Origin of the sequence: Rahnella variigena (assembly GCF_003610915.1) — a bacterium.
GTDB classification, from domain to species: domain Bacteria; phylum Pseudomonadota; class Gammaproteobacteria; order Enterobacterales; family Enterobacteriaceae; genus Rahnella; species Rahnella variigena.
The window spans coordinates 4,649,048-4,665,660 of the sequence record NZ_NSDJ01000001.1 but is presented as its reverse complement, the minus strand read 5'-3'; the positions used below and the strand labels follow the sequence as shown (position 1 = coordinate 4,665,660).

General features: G+C 48.5%; 12 protein-coding genes and 4 tRNA genes. All 16 read left to right on the top strand.

Going from position 1 to position 16,613, the window contains the following annotated elements:
- Positions 1-73: 73 nt before the first annotated feature.
- The 16 genes from CKQ54_RS21555 (at position 74) to CKQ54_RS21480 (ending at position 16,534) form a co-directional block, all read left to right on the top strand.
- Positions 74-3,424, top strand: coding sequence for an O-linked N-acetylglucosamine transferase family protein (locus tag CKQ54_RS21555; RefSeq protein WP_120163535.1), 3,351 nt, complete (start codon positions 74-76; stop codon positions 3,422-3,424).
- On the top strand, positions 3,417-4,406 hold the full coding sequence (locus CKQ54_RS21550) for a hypothetical protein (protein ID WP_120163536.1): 990 nt from the start codon (positions 3,417-3,419) through the stop codon (positions 4,404-4,406). Before CKQ54_RS21555 ends, CKQ54_RS21550 begins: the two co-directional genes overlap by 8 nt.
- Positions 4,407-4,420: 14 nt before the next feature.
- Positions 4,421-5,701, top strand: coding sequence for an ATP-grasp domain-containing protein (locus CKQ54_RS21545; protein ID WP_120163537.1), 1,281 nt, complete (start codon positions 4,421-4,423; stop codon positions 5,699-5,701).
- 18 nt (positions 5,702-5,719) lie between these two features.
- On the top strand, positions 5,720-6,787 hold the full coding sequence (locus CKQ54_RS21540) for an FkbM family methyltransferase (RefSeq protein ID WP_120163538.1): 1,068 nt from the start codon (positions 5,720-5,722) through the stop codon (positions 6,785-6,787).
- A complete protein-coding gene (locus tag CKQ54_RS21535) occupies positions 6,780-7,481 on the top strand; it encodes a WbqC family protein (protein WP_208644596.1) in 702 nt (233 codons plus the stop codon). Before CKQ54_RS21540 ends, CKQ54_RS21535 begins: the two co-directional genes overlap by 8 nt.
- Before the next feature lie 22 nt (positions 7,482-7,503).
- Positions 7,504-8,652 carry a DegT/DnrJ/EryC1/StrS family aminotransferase gene (locus tag CKQ54_RS21530; RefSeq protein ID WP_120163539.1) on the top strand — a complete coding sequence of 383 codons (1,149 nt, stop codon included), beginning with the start codon at positions 7,504-7,506 and terminating at the stop codon, positions 8,650-8,652.
- Positions 8,653-8,754: 102 nt separating this feature from the next.
- Positions 8,755-9,858, top strand: coding sequence for a lytic murein transglycosylase B (gene mltB / locus CKQ54_RS21525; RefSeq protein ID WP_112291454.1), 1,104 nt, complete (start codon positions 8,755-8,757; stop codon positions 9,856-9,858).
- A gap of 163 nt (positions 9,859-10,021) precedes the next feature.
- On the top strand, positions 10,022-10,516 hold the full coding sequence (gene pncC, locus CKQ54_RS21520; protein WP_120163540.1) for a nicotinamide-nucleotide amidase: 495 nt from the start codon (positions 10,022-10,024) through the stop codon (positions 10,514-10,516).
- 107 nt (positions 10,517-10,623) lie between these two features.
- Entirely contained in the window at positions 10,624-11,688 is a 1,065-nt protein-coding gene (gene recA / locus CKQ54_RS21515) for a recombinase RecA (RefSeq protein ID WP_112291457.1), read from the top strand.
- Positions 11,689-11,946: 258 nt separating this feature from the next.
- Entirely contained in the window at positions 11,947-12,513 is a 567-nt protein-coding gene (gene recX / locus CKQ54_RS21510; protein ID WP_208644641.1) for a recombination regulator RecX, read from the top strand.
- Positions 12,514-12,651: 138 nt separating this feature from the next.
- Complete coding sequence (gene alaS / locus CKQ54_RS21505; protein WP_120163541.1) at positions 12,652-15,279, top strand: alanine--tRNA ligase; 2,628 nt, start codon at positions 12,652-12,654, stop codon at positions 15,277-15,279.
- Between the two features lie 256 nt (positions 15,280-15,535).
- Positions 15,536-15,721 carry a carbon storage regulator CsrA gene (gene csrA, locus CKQ54_RS21500; protein WP_013574027.1) on the top strand — a complete coding sequence of 62 codons (186 nt, stop codon included), beginning with the start codon at positions 15,536-15,538 and terminating at the stop codon, positions 15,719-15,721.
- 325 nt (positions 15,722-16,046) lie between these two features.
- A tRNA-Ser gene (locus CKQ54_RS21495) sits at positions 16,047-16,139 on the top strand.
- 8 nt (positions 16,140-16,147) lie between these two features.
- Positions 16,148-16,224: transfer RNA gene (locus CKQ54_RS21490), tRNA-Arg, on the top strand.
- Between the two features lie 110 nt (positions 16,225-16,334).
- A tRNA-Arg gene (locus CKQ54_RS21485) sits at positions 16,335-16,411 on the top strand.
- Between the two features lie 46 nt (positions 16,412-16,457).
- Positions 16,458-16,534 (top strand) — tRNA-Arg (locus tag CKQ54_RS21480).
- Positions 16,535-16,613 lie beyond the last annotated feature (79 nt).

Here is a 16,613-nt window from a genome sequence, read left to right as displayed (position 1 = left end):
TGCATTGCGCGAGTCGTGCGGTAGCTTTGCTTACAGATAACTAAAACAAATTTGAGATAACAGGATTTATATTTTGAAAGATTTGTATTCATCTCATCACTTTTCTCCTGCCGGTATTTATACCTCAGCGGCAATGTATGGCGTAAAAGGCGCTGATCCGAAAACGGCGAACGTTCTCGAGATCGGTTGTGGCGAGGGCGAGGATCTCATTCGCTTTGCCGTTGCGAATCCTTTAAGTTCGTCAGCAGGAATAGATGTTGACCCTGATTCTGTCAGAGAAGGACAACAGAAGGTTTCCGCCTTTGGAATTGAAAATACCCATTTATATTGCCTGGGTTTACAGGATTTGTTTTCCATTGATCCGGGTAAGTTCGATTACATTATTATTCAGCAACTCTTCAGCCTGCTGGATGAGGATACCCGTTATTCATTGCTGAGTTTCTGTGAGCAACATTTAACAGAACAGGGAATTATCGCAGTTAAGTGGAATACGTTACCGGGCGCACAGGTCACTGATACATTGCGTGAGGCCATTGCACTGCACACCCAAAATTCAGTCAGCGATGAAGAGAAAATCTCCTCAGCAAGAGCGATGCTGGGATTTATGAATATTGCGCATTCAGACGGTGCCCTGAAAGAGCGTATCACTGAAGCATTATCATTGCCGGATGCAGAGCTGGCTGTACGTTATATTTACAGTAAAAACGATGCACGCTATCTGATTAATTTTAATAACGACATTATAAAATCAAATATTGCTTACGTCGGAGATATCACGCCTCAGTATGAAATAGCGCAGCACTACGGGAAAGAAGTCGCCACTGTACACACAACGGCCACAGAACGACTCGATAAAATCACCGCGCAGCAATATCTGGACTTTGCCGTCGACCGGCAGGTTCGCTTTAGTCTATTGATTTCAAGAAATAATCAATCAGTGATTCATGAACAGATGCAATTCAGCGAAATTGAAAATTTACACTGGGCGGGAAATTATCAAAGACAAGCGGATGCAATAACTTTCTATAATCGCCAGGGAGAATCCCTGACTTCAGATAATGATTTGCTGGGGCGGATACTTGATGTAATGGGAAACAGCTGGCCGCTGAGTGTCAGTACGCAGCAGATTATAAAGAATACGTATTTGCCAGAAGAACCTGAACAGCATGCCGGCAATGTGATTAAAACACTGCAGGCATTATATATTGAAAACGTTTCAGGTATTTATGCGTCTTTAACGCCTTCACCTTATAACCTCTCACGCTTTGGCAATCTGAAGCTGATTTATCCGACTGACAACATTATCTGGCCCGAGTGCGGATACATCGAATCAGAGAATCTGTGGGGGGAGAAGGCTGTTCTGAAGAAAAGTGAAGCCGGGTTTGTTCAGTCTGGTTTACGTCTTTCAGATGAGGAAAGTTATATGCTGGCGATGGATCTGGTGAGCAAAGGGTTGCTAACCGGTTCAGACATTGCCTGGTTGCGCTTATATCAGCAGGTCATGGCATTGCAAGATGTGGATATCGCCCGACGTCGGATTTCAAGCTTAATGCTGTTTTCCGCAAGCACAAAGGAAGGGGGATTCCGTCAGGAACATGCCGGTCATAAAAGCCTCAGTAAAAAAACAGAAAATGATGTAGACCAGAAAGCACTGAGTAAAGTGAAAGGCTTGTATTTATCCGGGCATGTTCAGGAATCTTTTGAAATCATGGAAGAACTGAGAGCCAGATACCCGGACAGTGTTACGTTGTTAAGCGATATATCCTCTATTTATCATCAGGCCAATAATGTCGATGAGGCATTAAGATGCCTTACCAAAGGGTTGTCGATCAATTCGGGGGTGTTTGAATTTTACAGCGGTATTGTATTGTGTCTCTCAAAACTCAATGATCGTCATTATCCTAAAAAGGTTGCACAGCATTTGCTGAGAAATTACCCGAAAAATGCTGAAGCGTGGGATTTACTGGGTAAAGTTTATAACGATCTGCGTAACAGCCTGAAATATGAATACTGCGCACGTAAAGCCGCAGACATGAACAGTAATAACGCAACATACCTGCTCAAATTAGGCAATGTGCTGAGCGAACGTAATCAGATGCGTGAAGCCAGAGAATATCTGGAAAAAGGTGTGAGATTGTCTGAGTCTTCACTCGGATATTTTGCCAATTACAGCAACATGCTTTTTGTCATTCTTCACGATCATCAATGTTCGCCAGAAGAAATCCTTGCCGAGCATCAGAAGTACGGTCAAAAGCTGAGCGCGTGGGCGAAAAATAAGACGGTTGAACGCCCGGTTTTAGTGAATGACAATCCCCGCCTGCGGGTTGGTTTTGTATCGGGTGACTTCAGGGACCATCCGGTGAGTAACTTCATCTATCCTGTGCTCAGTTCAATCGATAAAACCCGCTTTGACGTCATTGGCTACAATGTTTCTCCGTCTAATGACCGCCATACACAGCTTTATGCGGCATTATCTTCAGAATGGAATGACGTTAAAAGTCTGAGTCATATTGAGCTGGCAGAGAAAATTGCAGCGGATGGGATTGATATCCTGATCGACTTATCGGGCCATACGGCATTCAACCGCTTACCTGTTTTTGGTCTGAAACCGGCGCCGGTTCAGATGTCGTGGATAGGATATCCGGGGACTACCGGCGTAAAAGAGATGGATTACTATCTTATTGACAGCAATTTTGCCGGGCCGGGGGTATTAGACAGTCACTTTACCGAGAAACTGGCTTATTTACCTGCGGCTAAGCAATTCGAACCTGCTGATTACAATATAGATGTTAATGCTCTTCCTGCGCTCAAAAATGGGTATATCACGTTTGCCACGTTTAACCGTCCGCAAAAAATTACCGCCGCTGTGCTCGATACATGGGCAGAAATATTAACTCAGCTTCCTGATGCCAGATTACTTTTCGCGTCAATGAGCGATGAGGAAATGATTGAAAAATACATGCTGGAGTTTGAAAGCCGTGGAGTCCGCAGGGAGCAAATTATTGCCCGTCTGAAGTGCGGATTTGGGCCTTATCTGCAAATGCATAATGACGTGGATATTATCCTCGATACCTTCCCATATACCGGCGGTACAACCACCAACCATGCCAGCTGGATGGGCGTCCCGTCGCTGACACTGGCAGGCGACAGTGTCGTGTCACGTCAGGCCGGCGCAGCAATGAAATTCCTGGGGCTTGATGAGTTTGTCGCGAGTTCAACCGATGAGTACGTGGCGAAAGCTGTCGCGTTCAATGAACAGTTTGAGCATCTGAACAGTGTGCGCTTGTCTCTTCGTGACCGTATTTTGGAAAGAGAAAAAAGAGTCAGCCATCGCGCATTCTATTTTGAAAAAGTCCTCGAACAGGCCTGGAGCTTGCACCAGCAAGGGTTGCCCGCACAAGCCATAGTCCTTGCCGATGACTAAATTCTCAGATGCTATCGGGGGATATTTCCCCCTTGAGCTTCCCCGCTTGCAGGCGCATTTTTATCCGAATTTAGCGTTATTTTCGTCTGCCCGTGGTGCTTTTTACGCATTGCTGGTGTCAGGCAAACCCGATGCAGTGTGGGTGCCGCGCTATATCTGTGATGCGATGCTTTCACCCCTGGAAACATTGCAGATCCCGGTGAAATATTATTCGCTGGATAGCCAGTTGATGCCGGACTCAGAGGTGGTGCCAGCGGAGAATGAATGGGTATTGTGGGTCAACTATTTCGGGTTATGTGATGTTCAGGAGCAAAAAATGCTCGCCCGGTTTAATCCCCGTCATCTCATCCTTGATCATTCCCAGGCCTTTTATTCCCCGCCCGGCGATTGTCTGGCAACGCTGTATTCACCGAGAAAATTCTTCGGTGTTCCTGACGGTGGCCTGCTGGCAACGTCATTACCTGTGGATGTGCCGCAAACTGACCCGCTGGTTTCCCTGAACCGCTCGGCGCATTTGTTGCGGCGACTGGCAGAGAACGCGGAGTCTGGTTTTGCGGCCTATCAGCAGGCAGAAGAGACGTTTACACAGGCGCCGTCTGCCATGTCTCAGCTGACGGAAACACTGTTAAAAACGATTGATTATCAGCAATGCCGAAAGGCGAGGAACGAAAATTTTCAGTTCCTGCATCAGCACCTCGGACGCTTTAACGAGGCTGCCTTTGATAAAGCTGCTGCCAACGGGGCTCTTTGTTATCCCTTTTTGAACAGAACATCCGGCCTGCGTCAGTTCTTAACTAATGAACGTATTTACACGCCTTCGTACTGGCATGATGCAGCCCGCAGAGTGATGCCATCAGGCATTGAGAGCGACTTTATTCATCATCTGATCCCTTTACCTGTCGATCAAAGATATGGCATTGCGGAAATGGAATTCATTGTTGAGAAAGTCGCTGATTTTCTTAACCCGTCTGCGGGTGTTTAAATTAAAAAAATTAAATGAAAAAATTAAACGTTTTAGTATTCCCCTGCGGCTCGGAGAATGCGGGTGAAATATATCAGGCACTCCGGTATTCCGTGCATGTTAATCAGTTAGTGGGGGCGTCAGGCGTCAGCGATCATGGTGAATTCAGGTTCGAAAATTACCGGGGCGATTTGCCGCTGATTGATGACGAAAGTTTTGACGATGCTTTTCTGGCCCTGTTAGAAGAGTGCCAGACGGATATTGTTTTTGCTACCCATGACAGTGTGGCCGTAAAACTTGCGCTACTGGCGCAGCGGCAGGGTTTTTATCTGGTGAATGGCAATGCCACCACTGCACAAATTACCCGCTATAAAAGTGAAACCTATGCGCTTTTCCAGGATTGTCGCTGGGTGCCCGCCTGTTATCACCCGGAATATCCCGTTGCAGAATGGCCGGTGCTGATTAAACCGGATTGCGGGCAGGGGGGAAAGGATGTTCAGAGGGTAGACGATGCTGCTCAGTTACTTCAGGCCATTAAAAACGTTCCTCAGCCACTGGTGGTGGAGTTTCTGCCCGGTGAAGAAATCACGGTCGATTGTTTCACTGATCGAAAAAGGCAACTCATCTGGGCAGGGCCGCGCAGCCGGGAACGTGTACGTGCCGGTATCAGTATGCGTTCGCAAAAACAGAACCCGGATGATGAAATCATGGACATCATTACCACGATAAATTCCCGCCTGGTGTTCCGTGGTCCATGGTTTGTTCAGTTAAAAAAAGATAAATATGGCAAATGGAAGTTGCTGGAAATATCTTGCCGTATTGCAGGCACAATGGTTTTCCAGCGCGCGCGTGGAATTAATTTACCTCTGATGACGCTGCATGATTTTCTTGAGCGCAGTATAACGCCGCTCGCCAGTGAACATATCACTCTGGTTGACAGATCCGTTAAAACCGTCAGCCGTATCGATATTCCTGTTGAACATGTTTTTATTGATCTCGACGATACGCTAATCATTAACGGTCATGCGGTTCCGGCTGTGATGGCATTACTTTATCAATGCAAAGCACAGGGAAAATCACTTCACCTGATTACCCGGCATATCAGCGATCCTGTTGATACCCTGCGTCAGTCTGTCATTGCTGAGTCTTTATTCGATCAGGTTATTCATTTAACGGAAAGTACAGATAAGAAGTCATTTTATATTCCTGAGAAGAGTCTTTTTATCGATAACTATTTTATTGAACGTCAGGATGTCGCGAAGCTGAAAAATGTCGCAGTGATGGATGTGGATGCTGTTGAGTTTTTGCTACGTTAACCGGATACGGAAATTATTATGATTTATAAAGATGCTGTTATATTTTGCGAGGAGTTTGCGAAAACCACCCGTCCACGGTTTGTTTTTGGGGTGACGACTCATTCAAAAGATATCGCCAAAAAATTTGCGGTAACCGGATTTATCGATGAGTTTACTGATGCCACGTCGGTTGACGGTCTGCCTGTCGTTTCATGGTCAGAAGTGCCGGCGGATGCCATGGTGGTGTCCGGTATTGCAGATGGTCGTCCCCTGACTGCCCAGAAGATAATGGAACATAAACATTGTGACTGTTTAGATTTCTTTTCCTTCTATCGGTATTTCACGACTTTTTTAAACCCTGTCGCTTTTTACCATGGTCAGGCTTTTGTCGATGATTACCACCAGAATAAAAGCCGCTATGAAAACGTACGTCATCAGCTGGCGGATGCCCTCTCAGCAGAAACGTTCGACAAAATTATTAATTTCAGGCTGACAAACCGCTTAGCGGCACTTGAAGGTTTTACCTGCCGGACGAATGAGCAGTATTTTGATCTGCCGTTTGTCAAAGATTATGCCCGTCACTTCGTCGATTGTGGCGGTTTTGATGGCGCAACCAGCCTGGAATTTGCGAGACGGTTTCCGGATTATAAAAGTATTCAGGTTTTTGAACCCGACATCAGCCAGTGCCAGCGGGTCGCGCAAACGCTGAGTTCTCTCCCCGGTGTCAGGGTCTATCCTTTTGGTGTTTCGGACCAGTCAGAAACACTGCGGTTTTCACGATCCGGCAGTGCATCGAAGATTTGTGATTCAGGCGACGTCACCATTGAGGTTGTTACGCTGGATGGATTGCTTAAAGGAGATGTCAGCTGCTTAAAAATGGATATTGAGGGCTACGAATTGCCTGCATTAGCCGGTGCGCAGAATATTATTAAAACTCAAAAGCCCCTGCTGGCTATTTGTTGTTACCATAAGCCTGATGATCTGTGGACAATTCCTCAGCGGGTTCTCAGCTACAATCCGGACTATAAAATTTATTTACGCCATTATTCCGAGGGGCTTTTAGAGACCGTATTTTATTTTGTTCCTGAAAGTCTTACTGATGAGTGAATTAAAACGCGTTGCTATCATGCAGCCTTACATTTTTCCTTATTTAGGCTATTTCCAGCTGGCTGCTTCAGGCGATATTTTTGTGCTGTATGACAATGTTAACTATATCAGGCAGGGGTATATAAACAGGAATTGTATTCTCAGTGCCGGTCAGATTCAGCGTTTTGTTATTCCTGTCCCCGGAGCGTCCTCATTCAAACCTATAAAGGAACTTGAGTTCAGTCAGGACGTGGGGAAAGTCATCAAACAAATACGGCAGGCCTATCAGAACAGGCCTTTTTTTGGCGCCGTTTTTCCCCTTATTGAGCAGGTGTTGCAGTCTGAACAGCGAAGTATTGCCCTGATGTGCCAGAAAATGATGCGCTGTATCTTTGATTATCTGGGTATGGAAAAGGCCGTCACTCTTTCCAGCCAGATTAATTATGCTCAGACGGGCAGTGCCAGCGTGAAAGTTATCGCCATATGCCATGCGCTTGGCGCAGAAATTTATATTAACAGTGCAGGTGGTGTTGATTTATATGACCGCGGGCAGTTTTTAAAATCAAAGCTGGATTTGAAGTTTATAAAAATGAATGACATCCGCTATCCGCAAGGTTGTGAGGAGTTTCATCCTAATCTTTCTATTATTGATGTGCTGATGAACTGCTCTGTAGAAACGGTTCGGGACTTATTATCAGAATATCGCTTGTTCTAACCTTTTCAGGATCATAGCCGTCATGGAAAAAAACATATTTGTTACTCGTCCTTTATTACCTCCGCTTGAGGAGTTCATTCCTTATCTGGAAAATATCTGGGAAAGTCAGCACCTGACAAACGCTGGCCCGTATCATCAACAGCTGGAAAAAGAACTGGCTGAGTATCTGGGTGTGGAACATTTGTGTTTGTTTTCAAATGGTACGCTGGCCTTACTGACCGCTTTTCAGGTGCTGGGGATCACCGGTGAGGTGATCACGACGCCTTATTCTTTTGTCGCTACGGCACATTCTCTGCTCTGGAATGGCCTTACACCGGTCTTTGTCGATACCGATCCTGAGACGTTCAACCTTGATGCAGACAAGCTTGAGCAGGCGATTACTCCGGCTACAACGGCAATCTTGCCCGTCCATTGTTATGGTATCCCCTGTAACACCCGCAAAATCGAAGAGCTGGCGGATGCGTACGGGCTGAAGGTCATCTACGATGCAGCCCACGCTTTTGGTGTTAAACAAAATGGCGTCAGCGTCCTGCGTCAGGGCGACCTGTCTATTTTGAGTTTTCACGCCACCAAAGTGTTCAATACGATTGAGGGCGGTGCCATTATCTGTCACGACGCCAAAATGAAGCAGCGCATCGATTATCTGAAAAATTTTGGTTTCGTTAATGAGACTACCGTTGTCGCGGCGGGTATCAACGGCAAGATGAATGAATTACAAGCCGCGTACGGGCTCCTTCAGTTGCAACATATTGATAAAGCTCTTGATGATCGTGGCAGACTCTATCGCCATTACAATATGCTGCTTGCGGATATTCCGGGGATTTCACTGATGTCGATCCCTGAGGATGTGACCTGGAATTATGCGTACTACCCGATCATGGTTAATGAAGATTTTGCTCTCACGCGTGACGAGCTGTACGAATTGCTGAAAGACAATCACATCATGGCGCGACGCTATTTTTATCCTTTAATCAGCAGTTTCTTTATGTACAAATTTGCTGAAAGTGCCAGCAAGGAAAATCTGCCTGTTGCGCACCAGCTCGCGGAAAAAGTCATCTGTTTGCCGCTTTACCCTGGTCTGGAAGAAAGCATACAGAATAAAATTGCCGGACTGATTAAAAATGCCGCCGCCACATCACCTCACTCCTCTCCATTAATCATGGCGCAGTAATCTGGTTAACAAGCTTGTAAAGACGGTGATTTTCAGTTTTTTCGGCTCTGATAATGCTCTACCATATCTGTACCTCTTTTATTGCATGGTTACGGATATCCGATGCGCCACCTGGCAATCATTCTTCCCCTGGTTCTTACACTTTCTGCCTGTAGCAGTAATAAACCCGCGCCTCAGCCCGAAGGGCCGCGTAATCCTTTCTCCGATGGAAGAAATGCCAGCGCCAGTACGGTGCCCGACGGCGGTTTTCTGCTCCAGCCTGAGCATACCGGCGCGGTGCAGACCGGCGATTTTGCCTATGATCCGGCCATGAATCAGTTTGTTGACAAAATGGTGCGTGAGCACGGTTTTGACCGTCAGCAGCTGCATGATGTGTTGTCGCAAACCAAACGTCTGGGATTTGTATTACGACTGATGGATCAGCAGGCACCTTCCGGTCCGCCATCGACCGTGCCAAACGGCGCGTGGAACCGTTATCGCAGCAAATTCATCACGCCGGATAACGTGCAAAATGGTGTGGTGTTCTGGAATCAATATCAGGATGCGTTGCAGCGTGCGGAGCAGGTCTATGGCGTGCCGCCGGAAATCATTGTCGGCATTATCGGCGTGGAAACCCGCTGGGGACGCGTAATGGGTAAAACCCGCATTATCGATGCGCTGGCGACCTTATCCTTTGCCTATCCGCGCCGTGCAGCGTATTTCTCCGGTGAACTGGAAACGTTCCTGCTGATGTCCCGTCGGGAAGGGGATGATCCGCTGAGTCTGCGCGGTTCCTTCGCCGGTGCAATGGGCTATGGCCAGTTTATGCCGTCATCTTATAAAGACTACGCCGTCGACTTTAACGGCGACGGTCATGCCAACCTGTGGGATCCAATTGATGCCATCGGCAGTGTCGCCAATTACTTCAAAGCCCACGGCTGGACTAAAGGCGCGCCAATTGCGGTGCCGGCAGCCGGTCAGGCACCTCTGCTGGAGAACGGCTTTAAAACCAAATATCCGCTGTATACATTGAAAGCCGCCGGACTGAGCCCGTTAGGATCGCTTGGCAACTATCAGGAAGCGAGTCTGCTGCGCCTTGATATGGGCACCAATTACCAGTACTGGTACGGGCTGCCGAACTTCTACACCATCACCCGTTACAACCACAGCGTGCATTATGCGATGGCGGTATGGCAACTGGGTGAGGCGGTGAAAGCCGCGCGCTGACGCCGGATCGTTCAACTCTCATGAGGGCCGCAGATCGTGGCCCTTCTTTTTTTGTTTTCACTCCTGTTCTGAATACATCGCGCAAATTGCTTCAACGGGACTCGCAGACCGGAAGAGAAATGCTAACATCGGGGTAGTTTCAGATGTCCCGCCGGGAGGGGATATGGACGAAAAACGTTTACATGAACTGAGTGTGGAAATCGGGGCGGCGCTGAAAGCCAGGGGATGGTGGATTACCTGTGCGGAATCCTGCACCGGCGGCCTGATTTCCAAGGCGATTACTGACATCGCCGGAAGCTCCGCCTGGTTTGATCGCGGATTTGTCACTTACAGTAATGCGGCCAAACATGAATTGCTGGGCGTGTCTGAAAGCACGCTGGAGCAATATGGCGCGGTGAGTGAGCAGGTGGTGCATGAAATGGCGCAGGGCGTATTGCACGCCGCGGGCGCAGATGTGGCCGTTTCGGTCAGCGGTATTGCCGGACCTGATGGCGGTTCTGCAGAAAAACCTGTCGGCACGGTCTGGTTCGGATTTGCCGGAAAAGACGGGCGCGTTCTGACGGCTAAACAGCAGTTTTCCGGCGATCGCGAAGCGGTGCGTTTGCAAGCTGCTGTTTTTTCGCTACAAACTGCATTGCGTGAGTTTATTAAAAATTAGGCTTGATACTGTATGAGCATACAGTATAATTACTGCCAATTACCTGTACATAAATTATATTCAGTGATGCAGGCGGGATGTTCCCCTGCATCAGACGAGGAGTAAAAATGGCTATTGATGAGAACAAGCAAAAAGCGTTAGCTGCAGCACTGGGCCAGATTGAAAAGCAATTCGGTAAAGGCTCCATCATGCGTCTGGGTGAAGATCGCTCCATGGACGTAGAAACGATCTCTACCGGCTCTTTGTCTCTGGATATCGCGTTAGGTGCCGGCGGCTTGCCAATGGGCCGTATCGTTGAAATTTACGGACCAGAATCTTCCGGTAAAACCACGCTGACTTTGCAAGTTATCGCAGCAGCACAGCGCGAAGGCAAAACCTGTGCGTTCATCGATGCAGAGCACGCACTGGACCCGATTTACGCTAAAAAACTGGGCGTAGATATCGATAACCTGCTGTGTTCTCAGCCAGATACTGGCGAACAGGCTCTGGAAATCTGTGACGCGCTGACCCGTTCAGGCGCTGTTGACGTGATCATCGTCGACTCCGTGGCTGCACTGACACCGAAAGCAGAAATCGAAGGCGAAATTGGTGACTCTCACATGGGCCTTGCGGCACGTATGATGAGCCAGGCGATGCGTAAGCTGGCCGGTAACCTGAAAAACGCCAACACACTGCTTATCTTCATCAACCAGATCCGTATGAAAATTGGTGTGATGTTCGGTAACCCGGAAACCACTACCGGCGGTAACGCGCTGAAATTCTACGCCTCTGTGCGTCTGGATATCCGTCGTATCGGCGCGATCAAAGAAGGTGATGTGGTTGTCGGTAGCGAAACGCGTGTGAAAGTGGTGAAGAACAAAATCGCTGCGCCATTTAAACAAGCCGAATTCCAGATCATGTATGGCGAAGGTATCAACATCAACGGCGAACTGATCGACCTGGGCGTTAAGCACAAACTGATCGAGAAAGCCGGTGCATGGTACAGCTACAACGGCGAGAAGATTGGTCAGGGTAAAGCGAACTCCTGCAACTACCTGAAAGAAAATCCGAAAGTGGCTGCTGAGCTGGATAAAAAACTGCGTGACATGCTGCTGAGCGGCACGGGTGAACTGAGCGCAGCAACCACGGCGGAAGTCGCTGACGACAACATGGAAACCAGCGAAGAGTTTTAATTTCGCGGTTGTCTGACAAAGACATTTGAAGGGCAGGGGACTTTGTCCGTAACTTTCAAACGTCGCTAAAATGCCAGTCTGGTTTCCAGACTGGCATTTTGCATATAAGGGGAAAACCTTATGTCCGATGAAAACATACCTGATAAAAAAATCGTGAATGAGAACGTCATCGACCTGAAAAAGCTGCTGGAAGAGGTGGCACAAAATAGCGAGTCAACACTGTTTGAACCGCCCAAAAAAGATGGCGATGCAGCGAAAATCAATACACTGATAAACCGCGCAATGCGTCTGCTTGCTCAGCGCGACCATGGCGAAACAGAATTACGCCGCAAGTTACTCATTCCTCCGATGCCTTTTGTTAAGCCTCAAAATAAGAAAAGCAGCTGGGCTTCGCGTAAAAAGCCAGCGCAAAATGAGTTCGCCGAAGAAGAGGCGGTGAGAGCCAAACCAGAGCCGCGGCCGGTGCCGGAAGAGATTCCGGAAGAACATGTACAGGCGGTGATCGACTACTGTTATCAACATCAGTGGCTTGATGATGCCAAATTTGCCAGCCGCTATATTTCGGGTCGCAGTCATAAAGGTTACGGTGCGCAGCGCATCCGTTCGGAATTACTGCAAAAAGGTGTCGATAAAGAAATCATCACAGTCGCACTGGAAAACACAGACGTCGACTGGTGCGCGCTGGCACGAGATTTGGCGGTCAGAAAGTTTGGCGAAAATTTACCGACTGACTGGAAAGAAAAATCAAAAGTTCTGCGTTATTTGCTCTATCGGGGCTTCTTTCAGGAAGAAATACAGTCTATTTATCGCGATTTTGACGATTGACCGCATACGGTATTTTACTTCCCCGCGCAGAAATTTTATCTTATCCGCACTTTTTCGTTCGTGAGCTGTACAGATTGCTGCCATATGCAGCGTTATCCGGCTCAAGAGCCGTTCTTCCAGCATGATTCCGGGATATTTATGAGCAAGAGCACCGCTGAGATCCGTCAAGCGTTTCTCGATTTCTTCCATAGTAAGGGACACAACATTGTTTCAAGCAGTTCGCTTGTCCCGACAAACGATCCGACACTGTTGTTTACCAATGCCGGGATGAACCAATTTAAAGACGTTTTCCTCGGTCTGGATAAGCGCGATTACAACCGCGCCACCACGTCCCAGCGTTGTGTCCGCGCAGGCGGTAAACACAATGACCTCGAAAACGTCGGTTACACCGCACGCCATCACACTTTCTTCGAAATGCTGGGCAACTTCAGCTTCGGTGATTACTTCAAGCATGAAGCCATCAGCTACGCCTGGGAATTACTGACCGGCGAAAACTGGTTCAATCTGCCGAAAGAGAAGCTGTGGGTCACTGTCTATGAGACGGATGACGAAGCGTTTGAGATCTGGGAAAAAGAAGTCGGCGTTCCGAAAGAACGTATTATCCGCATTGGCGATAATAAAGGCGGTGCATTCGCTTCTGACAACTTCTGGCAGATGGGCGATACCGGTCCTTGCGGCCCTTGTACTGAGATTTTCTACGATCATGGCGATCACATCTGGGGCGGCCCTCCGGGTTCTGCTGAAGAAGATGGCGACCGTTACATCGAAATCTGGAACCTGGTGTTCATGCAGTTCAACCGTCAGGCTGACGGTACCATGCTGCCATTGCCAAAACCGTCCGTAGATACCGGGATGGGACTGGAGCGTATCACTGCGGTGATGCAGCATGTGAACTCCAACTACGACATCGACCTGTTCCAGAAACTGATCGCTGCGGTGGCTGAAGTCACGGGTGCGACCGATCTGACCAACAAATCCCTGCGTGTTATCGCCGACCACATCCGTTCCTGCGCATTCCTGATTGCAGACGGCGTGATCCCATCGAATGAAAACCGTGGCTATGTGCTGCGCCGCATCATTCGTCGCGCGATCCGCCACGGCAACATGCTGGGCGCGAAAGACACCTTCTTCTACAAACTGGTTGCTCCGCTGATTGAAGTGATGGGCCCGGCTGCAACAGAACTGAAAGAACAGCAGGCGATGGTTGAGCAACTGCTGAAAACCGAAGAAGAGCAGTTTGCCCGAACTCTGGAACGCGGTCTGGCGTTGCTGGACGAAGAATTGTCCGCTCTGAAAGGCGACACTCTGGATGGCGAAATTGCTTTCCGTCTGTATGACACCTTTGGTTTCCCGCTGGATCTGACCGCTGACGTTTGCCGTGAACGCAATCTGAAAGTGGACGAAGCTGGTTTTGAGAAAGCAATGGAAGTTCAGCGTCGTCGTGCGCGTGAGTCCAGCGGTTTCAGCGCTGACTACAACAGCATGGTTCGTGTTGATGGCGTGACGCAGTTCTCCGGCTACGAACATCTGCAACGCCATTCAAAAGTGGTGGCGCTGTTTGTTGAAGGTCAGCCAGTGAATGAGATCCAGGCGGGCGTTAATGCAATTGTCGTTCTGGATGACACACCGTTCTACGGTGAATCCGGTGGTCAGGTTGGCGATAAAGGCATCCTGAAAACGGCAGCAGGCGTGTTCTCTGTGTCTGATACCCAGAAATACGGCAAAGCGATTGGTCATCAGGGTTCCCTGAATAGCGGTAAGCTGAGCGTTGGCGACAGCGTTGAAGCTGAAGTTGATATTGCACGCCGCGACCGTATCCGTCTGAACCACTCGGCAACGCACTTGCTGCATGCTGCGCTGCGTCAGGTGCTGGGCAAGCACGTTGCTCAGAAAGGTTCTCTGGTTAACGATAACTATCTGCGTTTTGACTTCTCGCATTTTGAAGCGATGAAACCAGAAGAGATCCGTCAGGTCGAAGATCTGGTGAATGCTCAGATCCGTCGTAACCTGCCAATCCAGACCACCATCATGGATCTGGAAGAGGCGAAAGAAAAAGGTGCAATGGCGCTGTTTGGTGAGAAATACGAAGACAGCGTTCGTGTTCTGACCATGGGCGATTTCTCCACCGAACTGTGTGGTGGTACTCACGCCAGCCGTACCGGCGATATCGGTCTGTTCCGCATTCAGAGTGAATCGGGCACAGCGGCAGGTATCCGTCGTATCGAAGGGATCACCGGCGAAAACGCGATTACTGCCCTGCATCAGCAAAGCGATTTGCTGCAGGATGTCGCGCATCTGGTAAAAGGTGATGTGAACAGCATTACCGATAAAATCCGTACCCTGATTGAGCGTTCACGTGTGCTGGAAAAAGAGCTTCAGCAGGTGAAAGGTCAGCAAGCTGCGCAGGAAAGTGCTTCACTTTCCAGCCAGACCAAAGAAGTGAAAGGCGTTAAGCTGCTGGTTCGTCAGCTGGATAACGTAGAGCCTAAAATTCTGCGTACGATGGTTGATGACCTGAAAAATCAGCTGGATTCTGTGATTATTGTTCTGGCAACCATCGCTGACGATAAAGTCAGTCTGATTGCCGGTGTCACGAAAGATCTGACTGATCGTGTTAAAGCCGGTGAGCTGATTGCTTCTGTAGCACAGCAGGTCGGTGGTAAGGGCGGTGGTCGTCCTGATATGGCGCAGGCAGGTGGCAGCGACGTGCAGGCACTGCCTGCTGCTCTGGCGACTGTTGAAGCCTGGGTTGAAGCTAAGCTGTAAGAAGAAATAAATAGCTAACCCTGAAAACGCCATAATCTATTGTGCTGTATGGCGTTTTCAGTCTTAATGGCGGTGTGAGCTTCGCGATTAAAGTCGCGACAATGACGATATCGGCTAAACTTAAAGTACTCATGGCTGAAGTTGCAGGCTGCTTACATTTAATGTAGGGGTCATGGCTTACGTTTTACCCGCTTATGATCGATAATGGCCGGGAAACTGAGAGACCCGACTCTTTTAATTATTCAAGGAGCAAAGAATGCTTATTCTAACTCGCCGAGTTGGTGAAACCCTCATGATTGGCGATGAGGTTACTGTTACCGTTTTAGGTGTTAAAGGTAATCAGGTGCGCATTGGTGTGAATGCGCCAAAAGAGGTCTCTGTTCACCGTGAAGAGATTTATCAGCGCATTCAGGCTGAAAAGTCGCAGCAGACGAGTTACTGATTTACGAGGCGTCTCGCTAATGGCGAGGCGCTGAACCTCTTTTGTCCGCTTTTTCGATTTTCTTTCCCTTAATTTCCTGCTTTTTTCGTTTTTTCATTTCTCTCCGTGATGTATCCAAGAACGACTATTCCCGAAAATGAAGACGTTTTTTCTGCGTTTATACCCTGTTTTTGTCTTCAAACTGCGCAGGTTGCGCGTGAAATGTCCAAACGGGTGATTGTTATCAAAAAAGGGTTTGACTTATAAGGGCCAGAAAGTAATATGTGCGCCACGCAGTGCCGATGAGCTTAAACAAAGTTAGTCAGCACACTCGCAAGAGGCGTATGGTGAGGTGGCCGAGAGGCTGAAGGCGCTCCCCTGCTAAGGGAGTATGCGGTCAAAAGCTGCATCCGGGGTTCGAATCCCCGCCTCACCGCCATTTAAAATGCACCCATAGCTCAGCTGGATAGAGTACTCGGCTACGAACCGAGCGGTCGGAAGTTCGAATCTTCCTGGGTGCACCATACTTTCCTGAACGTATGTTGATTTGCAATCAAATGAGCGTGACGGGCAAAGGCGAAAGCCGATGTAGTACGGAAAAATGGTCAGGTAAATCTGCAGTAAGAATCAAAATGCACCCATAGCTCAGCTGGATAGAGTACTCGGCTACGAACCGAGCGGTCGGAAGTTCGAATCTTCCTGGGTGCACCATTCTTTCTCTTAGTATTTTCCGAAAAAACTCAGCACGCCCCCCAATGCACCCATAGCTCAGCTGGATAGAGTACTCGGCTACGAACCGAGCGGTCGGAAGTTCGAATCTTCCTGGGTGCACCATATTCCAGACATGTTGCAGCGATGGCTTTCATATAGAGTCCTCCGGCATGTTAGAGAAACCCGCTTCGGCGGGTTTTTT

Excerpts from the sequence above, each read along its gene's own strand:
- CKQ54_RS21535 (WP_208644596.1), top strand. The coding sequence starts at position 6,780 with ATGAGTGAATTAAAACGCGTTGCTATCATGCAGCCTTACATTTTTCCT.
- CKQ54_RS21540 (WP_120163538.1), top strand. The coding sequence starts at position 5,720 with ATGATTTATAAAGATGCTGTTATATTTTGCGAGGAGTTTGCGAAAACC.
- recA (WP_112291457.1), top strand. The coding sequence starts at position 10,624 with ATGGCTATTGATGAGAACAAGCAAAAAGCGTTAGCTGCAGCACTGGGC.
- alaS (WP_120163541.1), top strand. The coding sequence starts at position 12,652 with ATGAGCAAGAGCACCGCTGAGATCCGTCAAGCGTTTCTCGATTTCTTC.
- CKQ54_RS21550 (WP_120163536.1), top strand. The coding sequence starts at position 3,417 with ATGACTAAATTCTCAGATGCTATCGGGGGATATTTCCCCCTTGAGCTT.
- csrA (WP_013574027.1), top strand. The coding sequence starts at position 15,536 with ATGCTTATTCTAACTCGCCGAGTTGGTGAAACCCTCATGATTGGCGAT.
- mltB (WP_112291454.1), top strand. The coding sequence starts at position 8,755 with ATGCGCCACCTGGCAATCATTCTTCCCCTGGTTCTTACACTTTCTGCC.
- pncC (WP_120163540.1), top strand. The coding sequence starts at position 10,022 with ATGGACGAAAAACGTTTACATGAACTGAGTGTGGAAATCGGGGCGGCG.
- CKQ54_RS21545 (WP_120163537.1), top strand. The coding sequence starts at position 4,421 with ATGAAAAAATTAAACGTTTTAGTATTCCCCTGCGGCTCGGAGAATGCG.
- CKQ54_RS21530 (WP_120163539.1), top strand. The coding sequence starts at position 7,504 with ATGGAAAAAAACATATTTGTTACTCGTCCTTTATTACCTCCGCTTGAG.